Origin of the sequence: Saccharothrix texasensis, assembly GCF_003752005.1 — a bacterium.
Lineage (GTDB): Bacteria > Actinomycetota > Actinomycetes > Mycobacteriales > Pseudonocardiaceae > Actinosynnema > Actinosynnema texasense.
In genome coordinates, this window is record NZ_RJKM01000001.1 from 1,075,615 (window position 1) to 1,094,119 (window position 18,505).

Here is an 18,505-nt window from a genome sequence, read left to right on the forward strand (position 1 = left end):
ACAAGGCGCGCGGCGCGTCCATCCGGCTATCCGCGGTACGGGCATTCGCGATGACCCAGTGGTGCCCCCGGGTGTTTCCCGCGTGCCGAACGGCCCTGTCCTCCCCGCCGGGGTGGCGCCGGTCACGTGGTGCGGGATCCCGGCGCAGGACAGCAGCATGGAAGTTGTCGGACCCGCGGGCGGCCAAGGACATTGAGTCGACCGAAGCGCGCTTCGACCCTCAGTGAGGTGAACGCCCATGACCCAGGTCCGGCCTGTCATCGGGACCGAACGCACCACGCGACCAGGACGGCTCATCGTCGGCAGCGTCATCGCCGGCGTGCTGCTGTCCGTGCTGTGGTCCTACGAGTTCGTCGACCACGTGATCGGCGCGAACGTGGCCAACACCCTGCTCGGCGAGGACGCCGCGACCGCCTCGATCGCGGGCACCGCCGCCGGACTGGTGTTCGCGTTCGTCTCCGGTCTCGCCGGCACGTTCACCGCGTGCAACATCGCCATGGCGGCGTCGATCGGACCGATGAGCGAAGCCGGTGGGTCAGCCCAGGGCACGCTGCGATCACTGCTGCGCCCGTTGGGCTTCTTCACCGCCGGCATGGTCGGCGTGTCGGCGGTCTACGGCGCGGTGGGCGTGCTGATCGGGCCGAGCCTGCCGCAGCTGTCGAGCGCGATGGTCGGCGACATGCCGGTGCGGCTCGTGCAGTCGGCGGTCGTGTTCGGGGTCGTCGGCCTGGCGATGGCCTACCTCGGGCTCGCCGCCCTCGGCGTGCTGCCCGACGTGTTCCGCGGCCGGCCGGTCGCCCGCGTGGTGGTGCTCGGCGCGCTGGTCGGCGCGTTCCTCATCGGCCGTCCCTACCCGATGTTCATCAAGCTGTTCCGCTCCGCCGTCGACTCCGGCAACCCGCTGTTCGGCGCGGGCACGTTCGTGCTCCAGTCCATCGGCAACGTCCTGCTCGTCACCGTCGTGTTCGCGGCGCTGGCCCTGGGCACCAAGGGCCGGTTCCTGCGGTGGTTCGGCTCCAACAGCCGCCGTTCGGCCGTGGTCAGCGCGGCACTGCTCATCTCCCTCGGTGTGTTCCTGCTCGTGTACTGGGACGTCCGCGTCCCGTCGATCTTCGGGATCGGCTGGTTCCCGACCATGCCCTACAACTGACAAGGAGCTGATCGTGTCCGCGACAATCGCTGTCCCGACGACCACGAGGTCGCAGTCCCCCATCCGGAACGGGGCGTTGGCCGGGCTCGCCGGCGGCCTCGTGTTCGGGCTGTTGATGGCCGGGGTGGGCTCCCTGTCCATGGTCGGCATGCTGATCGGCGTCGAGAACGCCGTCGTCGGCTTCATCGTCCACATGGTGATCTCCGCGATCGCCGGCGCCGGCTTCGGCCTCCTGACCCGCAACATGACCCTGGTGCCGCCCGTCTACGCCCTGAGCATGATCTACGGCGCGGTCTGGTGGGTCCTCGGCGCGCTGATCATCATGCCGCTGTGGTTGAGCGTGACCGCCGACCCGATGATGAGCGACATGGTGTTCGTGGTCGGCGGCGCCCAGTGGGTCAGCCTGTTCGGCCACGTGGTCGGCTTCGGCATGACCACCGGCGCCGTGCTGCTCGTGCTGCGCGGCCAAGCCAAGTAAGGCCACCGCGCCCGGTCCCGTCGCACCCACGGCGGCGGGCCGGGCCGACCTACTGCGGGAACACGCAGTGCGGCCGTTCACCGACCACCCCCCGAGCGGTCGGTGAACGGCTAGCGTGCTCCCATGGCGCACATCGACCTCGGCATGGACGAGTCACTGTTCCCCGGCATCCGGGGCCTCATGCGGTTCCGGCCCGAGACGGCCGCACCCCTCAACGCGTTGGCCGAGGCCTTGTTGCGGGCGCCGAACTCGCTGCCCGCCGGCGAGCGCGAGCTGATCGCGGCCTACGTGTCGAGGTTGAACGCGTGCCGGTTCTGCGGTGACTCGCACTCGGCGTTCGCCGCCGAGCAGCTCGACGGGGGCATGGCCCTGGTGGAGCAGGTGCGGGACGACCTCGACACCGCGCCGGTGTCGGAGAAGCTGCGGGCGCTGCTGCGGATCGCGGGCGCGGTGCGGGAGTCGGGCCTGAAGGTCACCATCGACCTGGTCGACGCGGCCCGGGCGCACGGCGCCACCGACGTCGAGATCCACGACACCGTGCTGATCGCGGCCGCGTTCTGCATGTTCAACCGGTACGTCGACGGCCTGGGCACGCTCGCGCTGGACGACCCGGAGGGGTACCGCGAGTCCGCCCGGCGGATCGTCGAGCACGGCTACATCGACTCGGTGTAGTCCCCCGCCGACCGGTCGCGGGCCGCCCGGCGCAGCCGCACCAGCGGGTAGGACAGCAGCACGAGCGCCACGAACGGCACGCCGACCTGCCACGCCGGGCCGAACGCCTCGGTGAACGCCGTGGCCACCACCACCAGCACCACGTACAGCAGGCTCAGCACCGACGTCACCGGCGCGCCCGGCAACCGGACCGGCGCCGGTGGCAGTCCCCGGCGGGCGCGCCGGAACGCCAAGTGGCTCACGAAGATCAGCATCCACGCCACCATGCCGCTGATCAGGGCGATGCCGAGCAGCACCGGGAACGCGGCGTCCGGCGACCAGGCGGCGGCCACCGCGGCGGCGGCCAGGCCGAGCGCCGACGCCAGGACCGCGTTCACCGGGCTGCCCCGGTCGGTCACGGTGGCGAGGGCCTTCGGCGCGTACCGGTCCAGCGCCAGGGAGTGCACGGTCCTCGACGCCAGGTAGAGCGTGGCGTTCGCGGCCGACAGCGCGGCCGTGAGGATGACCAGGTTCATCAGGCCGGCGGCGGCCGGGATGCCGACCGAGGTGAACAGCGCCACGAACGGGCTCTCCGCCACCCCCTCGACCGCGGCCGCCTCGGTCCACGGCACGATCGCCACGATGATCCCGGTGGCCAGCACGTAGAACAACGCCAGCCGCAGCACCACCCGCCGGGCGGCGCGCGGGATGTCCCGGGCGGGGCTGCGCGACTCGGCGGCCGTCATCGCCACCGACTCCACACCGCCGTAGCTGAACGTCGCCACGCTGACCGCCAGCAGCACGCCCACCAGGCCGTTGGGCATGAACCCGCCGTGGTCGGTCCACGCCGCCAGCCCGACCGCGTCCTGCCCCGGCAGCCCGAACACGACGCACAGCAGGCCGACCACCAGGAAGACGACCAGCGCCGTCACCTTGACCATCGCGAACCAGTACTCGACCTCGCCGAACAGGCGCACGGCCGCGAAGTTGACCGCCAGGATCGCCAGGGAGAACAGGCACACCGCGGCCCACAGCGGCACCTGCGGCCACCAGTACCGGACGTAGAGCCCGGCCGCGACCACCTCGCCGCCGACCGCGATCACCTGGGTCGCCCAGTAGCACCACCGCTGGACGTACCCGACCAGCGGTCCGGCGTACCGCGCGCCGACCGCGCCGAACCCGCCCGCCTCCGGGTGCACCACGACCATCTCGGCGACCGCGTAGGCCACCGCGACCGCCGCCAGCGCCCCGACCAGGTAGACCACCACGACGGCCGGCCCGGCCAGGGAGATGGCGAGGCCGGAGCCGAGGAACAGCCCGGTCCCGATGGCGCCGCCGAGCGAGATCATGCCGATCTGGCGGCTCGTCAGCTGCCGGAGCAGCCCGCCGTTCGCGTGGTCCGCCAAGAGGTCCTCCGCCGGTCGCACGGTCCGCGGGCAGCGCGACAGTGCCACTCCCCCGGTGCGGGCGCCATCACCCGGCGCGTCGCCGATACGGCTGGCCGAAGCCGGCCGGTCCTCAGTGGACGGCGGCGGACCGTTCGAACCGGAACGGGGCCAGGGCGTCGTCCCGGTCCTCGCCCAGCGCCTCGGCGGCCACCAGGTCGCCGGCGTGCAGGCTCAGGGTCGCGCCGCTGTGCGAGACGGCGAAGTGGAAGTTCGGCAGCCCGAGGACCCGGCCCAGCACCGGCAGCCCGTCCTCGGGGATGGGTCGCTCGCCCACCCGCACGCTCTCCGCGGACGTCGCGCGGATGCCCGGGTACAGCGCGCGGCCCGCCTCGACCACCTCCCGCACGGCCGACCGGTCCACGCTGACCTCGCCGGTCTCGGACACGCGGGCCGCGCCGTCGACCTCCGGGGTGTGCAGCAGCAGCCGGCCGCCGCCGTCGGGGCGCAGGTGGACGCGCGGCGCGTGGATCACCCGCGCGACCGCCGCGGCGACCGGCGAGGTGCGGACGAGCACGCCGCAGGTGTTGCGCATCGGCAACGCCAAGCCGGCCAGTTCCGCGATCCGCGCCGCTTGCGGCCCGGCGCAGTTCACCACCGCGTCGGCGGGCAGCCGCCGGCCCGAGGCGAGCCGGACCGCGCGCACCGCGCCCGCCGACACCTCCAGGCCCGTCACCGCGTCGCCGGGCACGACCTCCGCGCCGGCCGAGGCCGCCGTCGACAGCAGGTGGCCGATCAGGCGGACCGGCTCGACCCAGCCCTCGCGCGGGAAGTACGCGATCCCCTCCTCGGGCAGGGCGGCCGGGTCCAGGTCCGGTTCGAGGTCCGACGCCTCGGCCCGGCCGAGCCACCGCGCCTCGTAGCCGTAGTCGAGGACGGCCGCGACCTTCCGGGCCAGCGCCTCCCGGTCGGCGTCGGTGGCGGCCCACTCCAGGTTGCCGGTCTCGTGGTACCAGTCGCCGTGCGGCACGTCGGCCGCCAGCCGCCGGTGCGCTGCCATGCCCTCGACGCTGAAGTCGTGGTAGGAGCGCGGCTGCTTGCCGCAGGAGTTCGTCCACGAGAACGTCGCGCCGGACGTGCCGCCGCCGGGCGAGCCCGCGTCCACCACGGTGACCCGCGCGCCTCGGCGCGTCAGCGAGGCGGCCACCGCCGCGCCGTAGAGACCCGCGCCGATGACGACCGCGTTCGCGACCATGCCGACCTCCTCCTCCCGCGATCAGCGCGGAGCGTTCTCCTTGGGGCACTTCAGGTATAGCACGCGACCAGGACGCTTTCGGGTGGTCGTGCGGGCGACCCGGGAACTTCCGGCCGGGCCGTTTCCCGATTCGGCCGCGACCATTCTCCCGTGCGGAATCGGGAAATGGTCCCGGCTGGTCGCCGGTGAATGCCGCGCGCACCGGCGACCAGCCGGGCCGAGGACCCTCGACCCGCGTCAAGCAGTGACCTGATCAGCGCAAAGGCCGCTCCTGAGGGCTCGGGCGACCGCGCCGTGCGACCGGGTGGTCACCGGGCGCGCGGGCCGATTCGCATTTCAACATCAACGCGAAAAGCGCAGGCACGACCACCTGCCGGAACGCGTCGGTTCACGCACGATCGGCGCAACCGATATCATGGCCGTGATGCCTCGTGACGCGGAATGTGGATGTGACCTCGGCGAGGACTTGGGAGTGAGAGCTGTGCACGCGGGAAATCACCGGTCGGGCGACGGGGGTGACCGCCGGTGAGGCGCACCGGCGGCCGTGGGGCGGGGACGTCGGCGCTGCTGGCGTTCGTGGCGCTCGGCGCGCTGGTCGCCGGATCGTTCGCCGTGGTGACCTCCGTGCGCGGTGACCGGACGGCCCAGCCCGCGGCCCTGTCGACGGCGTCCTCGACCGTGCCCTCGACCGCGCCGCCGCCGTCCTCCACGACGGTCGAGCCGCCCCCGCCGGTGGTGGACCCGTGCGCGGAGAAGATCGCCGCGCTGCCGCTGCGGGCCCGGCTCGCGCAGCTGCTCGTCATCGGGGTCGACCCGCGCGGGCCCGCCGACGCCCTCGCGGTGGTGCGGAACGAGCAGGTGGGCGGGATCTTCATCGGCGGTGACGACGTCGGCCTGCTCAGCGCCGGCGCGCTGGCCCCGGTGCACGCCGCGGCGGCCCTGCCGCTGACCGTCGCCGTGGACGACGAGGGCGGGCGGGTCCAGCGGCTCGACGCGCTGGACGGCTCCATGCCCAGCGCCCGGCGGATGGCGGCCGACCTGTCGCCGGACCAGGTCCGCGCGGTGGCCGAGGAGCGGGGGCGCGCGCTGCGCGAACGCGGCGTCACCACCGACCTGGCGCCCGTGCTGGACACCAGCGGCCAACCCGACCGCACCGTCATCGGCGACCGCTCGTTCAGCCCCGACCCGGACACCGCGCTCGGCTACGCCCTGGCGTTCGCGGAGGGACTGCACAACGCCGGCGTCACGCCGGTCGTCAAGCACTTCCCGGGGCACGGCAACACGACCGGCGACTCGCACCTCGGCGCGGTCACCTCACCCCCGCTGGACGCGCTGCGCGACACCGACCTCGTCCCCTACCGGCACCTGCCGCGGTTCGGCGACGTGGTCGTGATGCTGGGCCACATCGACGTGCCCGGCCTGACCGGCGGCGTGCCCGCCACCCTCAGCCCCGAGGCCTACGCGCTGCTGCGCGGCGAGTTCGGCTTCACCGGCCCCGCGATGACCGACGACCTCGGCGCGATGCGCGCGGTGACGGACCGGGTCGGCCTCCCCGACGCGGTCACGCAGGCGCTCGCGGCCGGCGCGGACATCGCCCTGTGGTCGTCGGGCGGCCGGGTGGGCGAGGTGCTCGACCACCTGGAAGGCGCGGTCGCCTCGGGCTTCCTGCCGCCGGCGCGGGTGGACGAGGCGGCCCACCGGGTGCTGTCGGCCAAGCAGGTGTGCTGAGTCACGCGAGGGACGGCGCCGGCGCCTCCTATGCTGGTCGTGACGTTTCCAGCAGGGAGGCACCGGCAGTGCGATACGTGGCCATCGGCGACAGCTTCACCGAAGGGGTCGGCGACGAGCGCCCCGACGGCACGCCGAGGGGGTGGGCAGACCTGGTGGCGGAGGGACTGGCCGTCGGGCTGGGCGAGACCGTCCACTACGCCAACCTGGCCGTCCGGGGCCGCCTGTTGGAGCCGATCGCCACCACCCAGCTCGACGTGGCGCTGGCCCTGTCGCCCGCGCCGACGCTGCTCACCCTCAACGGCGGCGGCAACGACATGATGCGGCCCGGGGTCGACCTGGCGCGGCTGGTCCGGCTGACCGAGCAGGCGGTGCGCCGGTGCGTGGCGGCCGGCGTGCGGCTGGTGCTGCTCAGCGGGGCCGACCCGTCGCAGCGGCTGCCGTTCGGCCGCACCGTCCACCGCCGGGGCGAGGTGCTGACGGCCGCGATCGCCAAGGTCGCCGAGCGGCACGACGTGCTGCTCGTGGACGCGTTCAACGACGTCGAGGTCCGCCGCGCCGAGTACTGGTCGCCGGACCGGCTGCACCTCAACGCCGCCGGCCACCGGCGGGTGGCGTCGCTGGTGCTCAAGGCGCTTGGGCACACCACGGAGGCGCACGCGGTCGACCCGGGCCCGGTCGCGCGCCGCAGCCTCGTCGCCGAGACCCGCTACTACCGCGAGCACGTCCTGCCGTGGGTGAACCGCCGGATCCGGGGCATCTCGTCCGGTGACGACGCGACGGGCAAGCACCCCGACTGGGTGCCCGTCGAAGCCAGGCCGCGGGTCTGACACCCGCGGTGCGGCACCTCGATCCGGCGATCATCCACCAGGGCACGCCGTGGCTCGCGACACCGGACGCGGTGGTGCGGGTGCCGGCCGGCTGACCGACGAACGGGTGCCGGCCGGCTGCGCGTCGAGCTGGTCGCGTTCCTGACCGACGTGGTGGCCGAGGTCGCCGCCCTGCTCGCCGAGGACCTGGTGATCCTCGACGCCGCGGCACGCCTGTCGGAGGGCCGCGAGCCGGCCGACCTGTGCCGGCGGGTGCTCGCCGCGGGCTGAGGCCGTTGCGCCGGGGTGTCGACTGCCGCCATGATGACGGTTCGTCAGTACTCGACCAACAATGGTGGTGGTCTGGTGAACAAGTACCGAACGGTGATCGCCGGGGTCGCGGCGGCGCTGGTCGCGAGCATCCTCCCGGCCGTGCCCGCGCAGGCGGCGACGACGTTGCCCGCGGCGAACTTCCGCCTGAAGGCCACCTCCTACTCGGGGCTGATCGACGACCTGGACGCCGCGCTGCCCAACGTCAGCGTGCCGACCGTCGTCGGCGACGGCAACCGCGCCGCGACCTCCTGCTCCCCCGCCGCGGCCAACCGCGTGGCCGCGTTCTGCTGGAACAGCGGTGACGACGACGTCGCCTACTGGGTGCCGCAGGGCATCACGACGACCGCGGACGCCTACGGCGAGGCGACCTACGAGGGTTCGACCGCGGTCCTGGTCAGCTGGTACGACAACGGCGCGGACGGGATCGACCGGGGCATCCGGGTCTCGTTCGTCGACTACGCCACGCCGTCCGCCCCGACCTACCGCCACGTGCTGCTGGTCGAGCCGTACACCACCAGCGCGGGCCAGGCGTCGTTCCGGCCGGTCAACCTGCACGCCGGCGGCATGTTCTGGTACGGCCACCACCTCTACGTCGCCGCCACGAGCAGCGGTTTCCGCGTGTTCGACCTGAGGCACCTCTGGCAGACCAGCACCACCGACGGCTCGGCGATCGGCCGCCAAAGCGACGGCAGCTACCAGGCCTACGGTTACAAGTACGTGCTGCCGCAGGCCTTCGCCTACAACCAGTCGACCACCAACGGGCACGAGGCCATCCGGTTCTCGTTCGCCTCGCTGGACCGCACGAGCACGCCGGACAGCGTGGTCGTCGGCGAGTACGCCAACCCGGGCGCGGGCAGCCGGCTGTTCCGCTTCCCCATCGACTACACCACCCGGATGCTCACCACCGCGTCCGACGGCTACGCCCGCGCCGCCGAGGCCTACGACGTGTCGGTGCAGAGCATGCAGGGCGCGACCGCGGTCGACGGCAAGTTCTACCTCTCCACCAGCGACGGCAGCGGCAACGCGGGCGACCTGGCCACGTTCACGCCGGGCGGCTCGGTCGTGATGCACTACGACGTGCTGCCGATCGGGCCGGAGGACTTCTCGTACTGGCCCGCCAAGGGACAGCTCTGGTCGCTGACCGAGTACGCCGGCAACCGCTCGGTCTTCGCCGTACGCGCCTCCGCGTACTAGGGCCGGGCGGCTCCCGGCACGGTCCACAGCCACTGCTCGTAGGACGCCACGCGGGTGTAGATGCCGCCGTCGCCGCACGGGCGCAGCGACGAGGCGGTGGCCCGGGAGGTGGCGCCGGCGAGGAACCACCGACCGCCCGACTGGACGTAGGCGGGGCCGCCGCTGTCGCCGTTGCAGCTGTCCCGGTCGAGGAAGGGGGCGCCGGCCACGAACTCGGTGGCCGCGTCCGCGCCGTGCCGGGGGTCGTCGCCCGCGATCGGCACGTCGACCACCCGCCTGCGCCCGTAGCCGCCGCTGCTGTGCACGTCGGTGTTGCCGTAGCCGGCGAGCCGCACGAACCGGGCGGCGGCGACCTGCTCGGGCGTCGCGATCGGGCGGGGTGTGACCGAGGCCGGGCGCGCGAGCACCAGGACCGCGATGTCGCCGGTGGGCCTCGGCGGGCGGTAGGACGGGTGCGCGAGCGCGGTCTCGACCTCGATCACCTCGCCGTCCTCGGGGAACTCCACGTCCTTGCCGACGAACACGCGGGCCGCGCACCCGCCCTCCACGCAGTGCCCGGCGGTGACGACGACGTTCGGCGAGACGAGCGTGCCCGAGCAGCACCACGCGTCGGCCCGGCCGATGGCGACGCACTCCGGGAAGTCGGCCGTGGGCACGCCGCCGATGATGCGGGCGTGGTCGCCGACCACGGCGCGCATGTTGGCCAGGTACACCGGGTCGGTGTAGAGGCTGTCGGACGGCGCTTCCACCGCGACGGCCGACCTGGTCAGGGGCGACACGCCCCGGCGCAGCAGCGAGCGGGCCATCCGGTAGCCCTCGGCGGCGTCGCCGGTGAGGAAGCCGTCGACCTGGTTGGCGAAGGCGTGGTAGACGAGCACGAACCGCTGCTCGTCGTCGCCCGCGATCATCCGGGCGAGCTGTGCCACGGCGGCCATGGGGTCCTGTGGTCGTTCAGTCGTGGTGGTCATGGTGGGCCTCTCGGATCATCGAGTCGATCAGGTCGTAGAGCTCCGCGCCGGCGGCCCGGTCGTCCACCGCCGGACCCGCCTCGCCGTCGTCGGCGCGTGAGCCGTCCCCGACGGCCTTCGCGACCTTGTCGAGGATCAGGTCCTGCGCGTTGACGCGGCCGGGCGGCGGCGGGGCGAACAGGGCAGGTTCGCGGTCGAATGCCAGCCGTGCCGCCGCGACCAGGCACCGGACGTCGCTGGTCTCCGGCCGCTGGTGGTCGACCAGGCCGTCGGCGGCGGTGACGGCGTTGCGCTGCTGCGCCGCGGTGAACGCGATCACCTCGCGCAGCGGGCGGTCCCCGAGGCCGGGGTACGGCCCGTCCAGCAGCGCCTGCACCACCGGGGCGATGTCGTCCTCGAACGGCCCGCACGCCGGCCGTGCCGCCGGGAAACCGGTCTCCGCCAAGGCTTGTGCGGTCACCGCGAGCCGCACGGCCGCGGGCGGGTGGACCAGCACCGGCCCGTCGAGCTCGGCCGCCGCCCGGGTGTCGTCCACGACGAGCAGGTCGGCCAGCGCGGACGCGGACGCCGGTCCGCCGGCGAGCACCCCGTACAGGTCGGCGAAGACCTCCGGCAGCCAGGTGTCCCAGGCGTCGCGACGGGCTTCGGGCATGGTCCGCGACACCGGCCGGGTCAGCGCGCGGACCGTGCCGAGCAGCCCGAAGTCGCGATCCACCGCGTGCCCGACCTCGTGCCCGATCACCACCGCGTCCGGCAGGTGCACGAGCTGGTACCAGGGCAGGCCGATGACCGGGATCGGCAGCCGCGTGACCACGGCGAGGAAGTCCGCGGTGTCCAGGGCGTCCGGCACGTCCTCGACCGCGAACGGCGTCTCCCGCAGGTGCGTGAACGGGCTGAACTCGCCGCTGAGGTGCACCAGCGGCGCCTCGCGGTCGCGACCGGCCGCCGCGGGCTCGTAGCACCGCCAGGCGAACTCGTCCACGGCGGTCAGGAACGGCCGGTACCACTCGACGTAGCGCAGGTTCAGCTTCGAGCGGTAGAAGTCCCACAGCCGGTGCACCTCGAGCATCCGCAGCTGGAGCCGGCGGCACTCCCGCAGGACGTCGTCGCCGGCGGCGGCGTCCAGCTCCGCGCCGATCCTCTCGACCACGCCGCCGAGCCGGTCGGTGAGCCGGACGACCTGCGTGCGGTGCTTGCGCAGCACCCGGCCGGGATCGGTCTCGGCGCGCCAGCGGGCGAAGTCGGCGTCGATGCCCGCGAGCTTGTGCCGCAGCTCGGCGATCTTGCGCTCGGCGGTGGTCACGGCCGCCCTCCCGGTCCGGGCACGAGCCGCAGCCACGGCAGGTGCGTGTGCAGGGCGACGCCCGCCGACGACAGCACCCGGTCCAGGCCGGTGGCCTGCCGCGCCGGCGAGCGCAACACGCCCGCCACGTCCGCCAGCGACCGGCCGGCCGCGATCGAGCCGATCAGGGCGTCGCACAGCTCGTGCCCGCCGTCGCCGGCCAGGCCGGCGCCCAGCACGCCCGCGCAGCGGCCGAGGGCGAACAGGTCGCCCGCGAACGCGTTGCGCATCAGCAGGTACGAGATCGCGTCCTCCGAGCCCCACGGCCGGTTCACGTCGAGCACCACGAGCGGCCGGAACCCGTCGCGCGGCACGGCGGCGAGCACCCGGTTGAGCGCCGTCACCGGGATCTCCTCGGCGGCGGGCGTGGCGCTGAACGCCTCCGCCGCCCAGCCGCCGGCCAGGAACGTGAGCGCCGCGCCGCCACCGGATTCGCGCAGACCGCCGGCCAGGTGCACCACGGCGGGCGTCCGGCCACCCCGGACCGCGCGGGTCACGGCGGCGGCGAGCCGGTCCAGCGTGGGGTTGTCGACCTGGTCCACGTCGAACCCGTGCCCGCCGTACAGGCGGGCCAGGTCGACGCCCGCGTCCAGGTGCCCGCGGGCGGAGGTGATCTGCGCCGACCCGCTCGGCTGGGCCAGCACCGCCAGCGGCCTGACCGGCTGGGCGAGGTCGCGCTGCAACCGGTCCAGCAGGTCGGGTCCGAGGTCGGCGTCCCGGGTGAGCCCGCGTGCCGCCTGGTAGCGCAGCAACGCCTCCCCGGTGTGGGGGCCGAGGTCGCCGTCGGCGGCCAGGTCCGCGCCGACCAGCCGGTTGAGGCCGACCTGGACGAACCTGATCTCGTCGCGGTACGCGGCCTCCCGCGAGACCGCCCGGTGGAACGTGGCGACGGCGTGGTCGAGCACGAGCAGCCGCCGCACGTCCGGCCGCAGCGCCAGTTCCCACGGCACCGGGCTCAGCCCGCGGTCCTCGACGTCGCACCGGAGGTCGAACGGGTCGGCCAGCGCCCGCAGCGTAGGACCGGGCAGGAGCAGCGACCCGAGCCCGGCGCACGTCGCCTGCCAGTCGTCCCGCAGCCGTTCGGCGAGCGCGCCCGAGCCGGCCCGGCCGCGGCCGGTGTCGAGGATCGCGTCCACCAGGGCGTTGTCGTGGCGGACGGTCGCCTCCACGTCCGGCGGGACGGACGTCCGCACGACCAGCGCGCCGTCCTCGACGGTCAGCCGCACCCGCCCGCGCGTGCTCCTCAACGTCGTGCCGATCCGCCCGCGCGTGAAGCGGGACGCCACCTCCGCGCGGCGGGTGTCGCCGAGCGCGGCGAACGCCGCGCCGGCCCGGACCAGCTCCGGTTCCGGCTCCCGGCCGGCCCGCTCCGCGAGGACGCTGCGGGCGTAGTGCGACCGCGCGTGCCACTGGGTCTCCCGCTCGTCAACGGTGGCGAGCAGCGACGCCGCCCGGCGCAACGACGCGTCCGCCCGTTCCGGCTCGTCCAGCGCGATCAGGGCCTCCGCGCGCTCCACCAGGAAAGCCGCGCACAGCATCGGGTGGCCGCCGAACTCGTGGAGGAACGCCTCGGTGTCGCCCGGCGGCGGGAGCCCGAGCCGGTCCGCGGCACACGACCACTCCCGGAGCGCGAACCAGGAGCCCCCGGTCGGCCGCGCCCCGGCCAGCTTCCGCTCCGCTGCCGCGCGGTCGCCGGTCAGCCGGTCCACCTCGGCCGACCTCAGGTCGAGCAGGGACCGGTCCACGGCACGCATCCGGTCCGCCTCCGGCCGCACCAGCGACGCGACCTCGCGCCACGCCTCACGGGCGAGGTCGTCGTGCGGATCGGGCACGCGGCGCAGTTCGCCCAGCACGACCAGGCGCGCGGACGCGGGCGTGATCTCGCGCAGCCGTGCCACCAGTTCGGTGAGCAACCACCGGCGCGTGTCCGGCAGGTCGACCGCCAGCCCTGCCACGGCGGCGCGTGCCACCAGGGGCGGTGGGCCCGCCCGCCGCCGGAGCTCGTCGAGCACGGTGGTGACGACGTCGAGCGCCTCGTGCGGCTGGGCGGCCAGCCCCAGCAGCTCCACCCGGGCCAGTTCCGCCTCGCACCAGGCAGCGCTGCCCCGCGCGGCCAGTTCGGCGGCCTCGGCCAGGTGGTGCTCGGCCAGCGTGAGGTTGCCGACCTCCCGCATCAGCAGCACCGCGGAGTGCGCGTGGCAGCGGGCGACGGCGGCGCGGTCACCCTCGCGGCGCCACCGCGACCGTGCGGCTTCCAGCGCGTGCAGGGCTTTCCCGTAGTGCGCCAGCACGCCCTCGGCGATCCCGACCAGCTCCCGGGCGAGCGCGGAGCCGGGTGAGCCCCGGGCGACGTCCTCGGCCCGGCGCGCGAGGTCGAGCGCGAGCAGCGGCCGGCGAGCGGCCAACGCCACCCGCGCGCCGGCGGCCGGTCCCTCCCAGTCCCCGTCGTGCGCGGTGACCCGCCGGGCGTGGAAGGCCGCCCACTCCAGGCGGTGCGCGCCGAGGCCGAGGTCGACCGCGAGCAGGCCGGCCCGCCGCCGCTGTCCGGTGGTCAACGGCTCGCCGCGCCGGGCCAGGACCACCTCGCTGATCGCTTCCGCCCAGCGCCCGAAGTGCCGGTGCGCCTTGACGATCCGCAGCCGGATCGGCGGTTCCCAGCGGTGGGCGCCGACGCGGACGGCCGCCTCCGCCGCGCGCCGGTACTCGTCGGGGGCCCGGCGGTCGCCGACGACCATCAGCACGTCGCCGAGCAGCACGCGCAGCCGCACCTCGTCCTTCGTGCCCCGGGCCTGCGGCAACGCCCGCGTCAGCTCCGCCTTCGCGCCCGCCGGGTCACCGGACTTCACCGCGAGCGCGGCGCGCACGTAGGCGAGCCGCCAGTCGGGCACGACGGTCGCGCCGGGGCCGTCCGCGTCCCGCACGACGGCGGCGAAGTTCTCCTCCGCCCGGCTCCACAGCTGGTCCGCCGCTTCGACGCCGCCCACCCTGGCCAGCTGCGTGAGCGCCGCGGCCAGCTCGTACCGGGCTTCCACCAGCGTCTCCCGGGTGACGATCGGCGTGTCACCGTCCCAGACGCGCGGGTCGCCGTCGGCGTCGACGTAGTCGGGGCCCAGCACCTCCTCGGCCAGCGCCGCCCGCCGGTGCGCCTCGCCGAGCTCGACCCTGTCCAGGGCGTCGCGCCAGTAGGGCGCGGCGGCGGGCCCCACGAGCTGGAACCGGTGGTAGACCGCTTCCCGGGTCCACCGGTCCCACCGGTCGGGGTCGGCTTCCGCCTTGCGCTCGAAGAAGGTCACCGCCTCCGCGTGCAGCCGGTCGTGCACGCCGTGCCGCCGGAGCAGGCGGCGCATCGGCCCGGCCACCGCGACCGCGAACCGCAGCGAGTCCGGTTCGCCGGGCACCGGCACGACCCACGACGTGGTGCCCGCGAACCCGGCCAGCCGCGCCCACGCCGCGTCGACGTCCGGCTCCACCGCGGTCGGGAACAACGACGCCGACCCACCACCGGGCAGCACGTCCGCGCCCGGGTCGTCCAGGTCCGGCGCGCCGCGCACGACCGCGCGCAGCAACGGTTCCACCACCGCGCGCACGAAGTCCAGGCTCAACGCGCGCGGCACCATCCCGTACCGCAGCAGCCACCGCAGCCCCGGGTCGGTGATCGGCGCCAGCACCTGGAGCACGAGGGCGGTCAGGTCCGCCTGGTACTCGCGGATCTCCGCCGGGGTGATGTCCGGCCGCTGCTGCACGAGGTCGGCCAGGCGCGCCAGCACGACCGGCTCACCACCCGCCTTCGCCACGATCGCGTGCCGCAGGTCGGCGCGTTCGACGTGGCGCAACCCGGTCAGGTAGCGGGCGGCGTCGTGCGGCGTGAACGGGACCAGGTGCCGGGTCACCCCGGCGGGCAGCGCCGGAGCGCCTCCGCCCCCGACCGGGTGGCGGCCGGCCAGCACGAACCGCACCGCCGGGCAGTCGTGGTGCAGCCGGAACAGCTGGCGGAGCAGTCCGTCGAGCTCCTCGCCCGGCCGGTGCGGGTGCACCCGGTCCAGCGCGTCGAGCACCATCACCGCGGGACGGCCCGCCGTCGCCTCGTTGAGGGTCCGGACGAAGTCCCTGGTCACGCTCGCGCCGAGCCGGTCGCGCTCGTCGCACAGCCGCCTGCTCGCGGCGGCCGCCCGGCCCGGGTCGGCGACTTCGCGGCGCGAGAGCAGCCCGGTCCACGCGTAGCGCTCCAGGAACTCGGTGAACGGCGCCGCCGCCAACTGCCGGTCGAGCTGCGCGGCGGCCTCCACCAGCAGCAGCCACGGGTACCGCGCCACGTTGACGGGGTCGAGCACGTCGAAGTCGCCCAGCGCGCACGGCACGCGCCCCGGCACGAGCACCCGTGAGACCAGCCAGCGCAGCTCCATCGTCTTGCCGCGCCCCGACGGGCCGTGCACCACCACGAGCCGCGGTCCGTCGCCCCGGACGAGCCGCTGGTAGGTGGCCCTGGTCCCGGCCGTCTCCAGGAACGTGGCCGACTGGAGGTACTCGGTCGACCACAGCTTGCGGGTGCGCAGGTACGCGGCCCGGTCGTTGCGCAGGGCGATCAGCCCGGGGCCGATCAGCCCGGCCCGGTCCTCGGCGCCGAGCACGTCGATCAGGCCCTGGCACGACGCCAGGTCGTGCCGGTGGTCGGCCTTGGCGTAGAGCCGCACGAACAGCTCGGCGGCGGCGCGGTGGTCGACCAGCACCAGCTGTTCGAGCAGGTCGACGGGCTTGTGCGCGGACCGGTAGCGCCGCGCCAGCCGGTGCGCCAGCGACCGCAGCCCCGCGGGCACGGTCCGCGGGTCGGTCCCGTCGGGCCACCAGCCGTTCCAGTAGCGCGACCGCGCGCCCTGCCGCAGCCGGTACGCCTCGCGCGTGCCGCCGACCGGCTCGACCTCCGGCTCGGTGACGACCTCGTCGAACGGGGGCGCGTCCTCGACGTCGGCGACGAGCACCTCGTCGTACAGCTCCCGGTCGAACGACCGGACCGCCGCGCACCGCCGCAGCACGTCCCACTGGTCGGCCGGGCGCAGCGACGCCAGGACCTCCTCCAGGGAGTCGCCCCGGGCCAGGCGGCGCAGCAGCTCGGCGTCGACCGGCTTCATCGCATCCGCCTCACGAGGTTCTCCAGGTCGCCGAGCACGGCGGGGCTCCACCTGCCGGTGGCGACGCCCTTGCCGATCGCCTCGATCAGCTGCACGTGCGGGTCGCCGATCGCGCGGCCGACCGCCAGCACGACGTCCTCGGCCAGCGCGGCGAACTCCTCGGCCTCGATGCAGTCCAGGTCGACCCGCGTGCCGCCGCCCAGCTCCGGCCAGTGCGTGGCGAACTGCTCGTTGGTCATCACGACCACGAGGCTCAGGTTGGGCAGCTCGCCGTCGGCGATGTGCCGGATCAGGTGGTCGTACAGCTGCTGCCGGAACGCCGAGTCCAGCACGTTCCCGACGTGGTCGAAGACCAGCAGCAACGGCTCGGGTCGGGCCGCGCGGCCCAGGCACGCCCGGAACGACTCGAACGTCGCCGCGACGTGGTGCGAGGTGCCGCCCGTCAGCCGCGGCCACCGCGCCGGCTCCGGCGTCGGCGCCGGCGGGTCCGGTGGCAGCCTGCCCTCGGCGAGGTGGAGCACGTCGTGGTTGAACCGGTCGAACGCCGACGCCACGCCGTCGGGCGGGTTGGGCAGGTCCTCCGCCACGTCCCGGATCGCGTACAGCACCTCCAGGAAGTCGAACCTGGCCGGCCGGTCGCCGAGGACCTCGACCGGGTTGGGCCGGTCGAAGCTGACGTACTTCACCCGCCGCCCGCGCACCGCGCACCGCCGCCGCAGCCAGTTCAACAACCGCGTCTTGCCCACCTGCGACTCGCCGACCACGAGCAGCAGCGGTTCCAGCGGCTCGCCGGCGTCCGGGTCGACGCCCTTGAGGAGCTGGTGGCGCTCGTGGACGCGGTTGACGAACGCGCCGACCTCCTTCTCGAACTGCTGCTCGATGCGCACCGCGCGGGCACCGGTCGCGGCGAGGTCCGGGAGCACGTCGTCCGGGCGCACGCGCGCCGTCAGGCTCGGCAGGATCCAGTCCCGGGCCCCGTCGGAGACGCCGGTGTCGGCGTACACGGCCTCGCGTGCCGTCGTCACGGCCCGGTCGACCGGCTCGTTGGCCAGCAGGCTCCGGTACAGCGAGCCGCCGAACAGCGCCGCTGCCGTGCCCCGGATGTCGCCCTGCATGCCGACGACGGCGGCGGCCCCGCTGTCGAGGAACACGTCGGTCAGCGCGACCGCGTCCGCCGTCTCGCCGGAGCGGCAGGCGTTCAGGATCGCGAGGCGCGGCGCGGGACGGCTCAGCAGGTCGCCGATGTAGGTGGGGGTCAGCAACCAGGCTTCGCGGCCGGGCGGGACGATCCGCAACGCGGGCTGCCCGGTGCTCGCCTTGCGCGTGCCGTGCCCGATGAAGTGCAGCACGTGCGGCATGACGCGCCGGTAGGCCGACTTGAGGTCCGACTCGGTCGGCCGGGACAGGAACTCCGCCTCGATCCGGCCCGGTGCGCCGCCGACGACCCTCTTGATCTCCCGGACCTCGTCGCGGGAGCCGATGTCGTCGTCGTCATCGCCGCGCACCACCAGCACCCGGATCGGCAGCGCGTCGGCCACCGGCTCGGCGGACGGCACGCGCCGGTGCACCCGGGTGAACGGGTGGTCGGGCCGGACGAACAGGGCGTGCGCGGACCTGGCCGACTCCCACGGCAGGCGGCGCAGCGCCGGCGGCAGGCACAGGAACGTGCGCCGCACCTCCGGCCGCGACCAGTGCGCGCGCACGTCCGGCGGCAGGAGCAGCCGGCCCAGGTGCAGGCCGAGGTCGGCGAACGCCTGCGACTCCGGGTTCGCGTGGAGGAAGCCGACGACCGCGTCCACCCCGGTGGCGGCCGGCGGCACGGGCAGCGACCCGACGTCCAGGTCTGCCGCGACGGTGCCCGAGGCGGTCGGCTGGGCCGGCCACGCGCCCCCGTCACCGAGGTAGAGGTCTACCCGGTAGTCGGCTCCCTGGCCGGGCTGCGTGATCTCGATCAACGCGTCCACAGGGGTTCCCCACTCGCTCCGGACCCGACGTCCTCCCCGCCGGCGGTCTACCCCTGGAGTCGACCCTGGACCGAGTGGGGTTACGAGCTATCACCCGATTGCGCTAACGCGTGCCGCTGTCA

Annotated in this window: 12 protein-coding genes; 6 read left to right on the forward strand and 6 right to left on the reverse strand. The window is 74.6% G+C overall.

Annotated elements, in window-relative coordinates; genetic code table 11:
• Positions 1-238: 238 nt before the first annotated feature.
• The 3 genes from EDD40_RS04285 (at position 239) to EDD40_RS04295 (ending at position 2,300) form a co-directional block, all read left to right on the forward strand.
• Positions 239-1,150: a hypothetical protein gene (locus EDD40_RS04285; RefSeq protein ID WP_123741727.1), complete on the forward strand. Its 912-nt coding sequence runs from the start codon at positions 239-241 to the stop codon at positions 1,148-1,150.
• Positions 1,151-1,163: 13 nt separating this feature from the next.
• Positions 1,164-1,628 (forward strand): hypothetical protein, encoded by a 465-nt coding sequence (locus EDD40_RS04290; protein ID WP_236595059.1) that lies wholly within the window; start codon positions 1,164-1,166, stop codon positions 1,626-1,628.
• Between the two features lie 123 nt (positions 1,629-1,751).
• Positions 1,752-2,300, forward strand: a complete 549-nt coding sequence (locus EDD40_RS04295) for a carboxymuconolactone decarboxylase family protein (RefSeq protein ID WP_123741728.1) — start codon at positions 1,752-1,754, stop codon at positions 2,298-2,300.
• On the opposite strand, the gene EDD40_RS04300 is transcribed toward EDD40_RS04295, so the two are convergent.
• Together EDD40_RS04300 and EDD40_RS04305 are read right to left on the reverse strand one after the other, a co-directional pair.
• Positions 2,282-3,685, reverse strand: a complete 1,404-nt coding sequence (locus EDD40_RS04300) for an amino acid permease (protein WP_246037398.1) — start codon at positions 3,683-3,685, stop codon at positions 2,282-2,284. The two genes, EDD40_RS04295 and EDD40_RS04300, sit on opposite strands and share 19 nt — an antisense overlap.
• A gap of 112 nt (positions 3,686-3,797) precedes the next feature.
• Positions 3,798-4,919, reverse strand: a complete 1,122-nt coding sequence (locus EDD40_RS04305) for an NAD(P)/FAD-dependent oxidoreductase (protein ID WP_123741729.1) — start codon at positions 4,917-4,919, stop codon at positions 3,798-3,800.
• 525 nt (positions 4,920-5,444) lie between these two features.
• On the opposite strand from EDD40_RS04305, the gene EDD40_RS04310 reads away from it, so the two are divergent.
• From EDD40_RS04310 to EDD40_RS04320, 3 genes are all read left to right on the forward strand, one after another.
• A complete protein-coding gene (locus EDD40_RS04310) occupies positions 5,445-6,647 on the forward strand; it encodes a glycoside hydrolase family 3 N-terminal domain-containing protein (RefSeq protein ID WP_246037400.1) in 1,203 nt (400 codons plus the stop codon).
• Between the two features lie 68 nt (positions 6,648-6,715).
• On the forward strand, positions 6,716-7,477 hold the full coding sequence (locus EDD40_RS04315) for an SGNH/GDSL hydrolase family protein (RefSeq protein WP_123741730.1): 762 nt from the start codon (positions 6,716-6,718) through the stop codon (positions 7,475-7,477).
• Positions 7,478-7,822: 345 nt separating this feature from the next.
• The gene (locus tag EDD40_RS04320) at positions 7,823-8,983 is read left to right on the forward strand and encodes a hypothetical protein (RefSeq protein WP_123741731.1); all 1,161 of its coding nucleotides are present in this window, start codon (positions 7,823-7,825) and stop codon (positions 8,981-8,983) included.
• Here EDD40_RS04320 and EDD40_RS04325 read toward each other — a convergent pair.
• The 4 genes from EDD40_RS04325 to EDD40_RS04340 are packed head-to-tail and all read right to left on the reverse strand — an operon-like array spanning position 8,980 to position 18,383.
• Positions 8,980-9,918 carry a S1 family peptidase gene (locus tag EDD40_RS04325; RefSeq protein WP_170184938.1) on the reverse strand — a complete coding sequence of 313 codons (939 nt, stop codon included), beginning with the start codon at positions 9,916-9,918 and terminating at the stop codon, positions 8,980-8,982. The genes EDD40_RS04320 and EDD40_RS04325 overlap by 4 nt on opposite strands.
• Positions 9,919-9,934: 16 nt before the next feature.
• The gene (locus tag EDD40_RS04330) at positions 9,935-11,254 is read right to left on the reverse strand and encodes a hypothetical protein (RefSeq protein WP_123741733.1); all 1,320 of its coding nucleotides are present in this window, start codon (positions 11,252-11,254) and stop codon (positions 9,935-9,937) included.
• Entirely contained in the window at positions 11,251-16,419 is a 5,169-nt protein-coding gene (locus EDD40_RS04335) for an AAA family ATPase (protein WP_123741734.1), read from the reverse strand. The genes EDD40_RS04330 and EDD40_RS04335 overlap by 4 nt, the downstream gene beginning before the upstream one ends.
• Positions 16,416-18,383 carry a CHAT domain-containing protein gene (locus EDD40_RS04340; RefSeq protein ID WP_123741735.1) on the reverse strand — a complete coding sequence of 656 codons (1,968 nt, stop codon included), beginning with the start codon at positions 18,381-18,383 and terminating at the stop codon, positions 16,416-16,418. Before EDD40_RS04340 ends, EDD40_RS04335 begins: the two co-directional genes overlap by 4 nt.
• Between the last annotated feature and the right edge of the window lie 122 nt (positions 18,384-18,505).

Bases quoted from the DNA above. Each gene is read 5' to 3' on its own strand.
- EDD40_RS04285 (WP_123741727.1), top strand. From the start codon at position 239: ATGACCCAGGTCCGGCCTGTCATCGGGACCGAACGCACCACGCGACCA.
- EDD40_RS04295 (WP_123741728.1), top strand. From the start codon at position 1,752: ATGGCGCACATCGACCTCGGCATGGACGAGTCACTGTTCCCCGGCATC.
- EDD40_RS04305 (WP_123741729.1), bottom strand. From the start codon at position 4,919: ATGGTCGCGAACGCGGTCGTCATCGGCGCGGGTCTCTACGGCGCGGCG.
- EDD40_RS04325 (WP_170184938.1), bottom strand. From the start codon at position 9,918: ATGGCCGCCGTGGCACAGCTCGCCCGGATGATCGCGGGCGACGACGAG.
- EDD40_RS04335 (WP_123741734.1), bottom strand. From the start codon at position 16,419: ATGAAGCCGGTCGACGCCGAGCTGCTGCGCCGCCTGGCCCGGGGCGAC.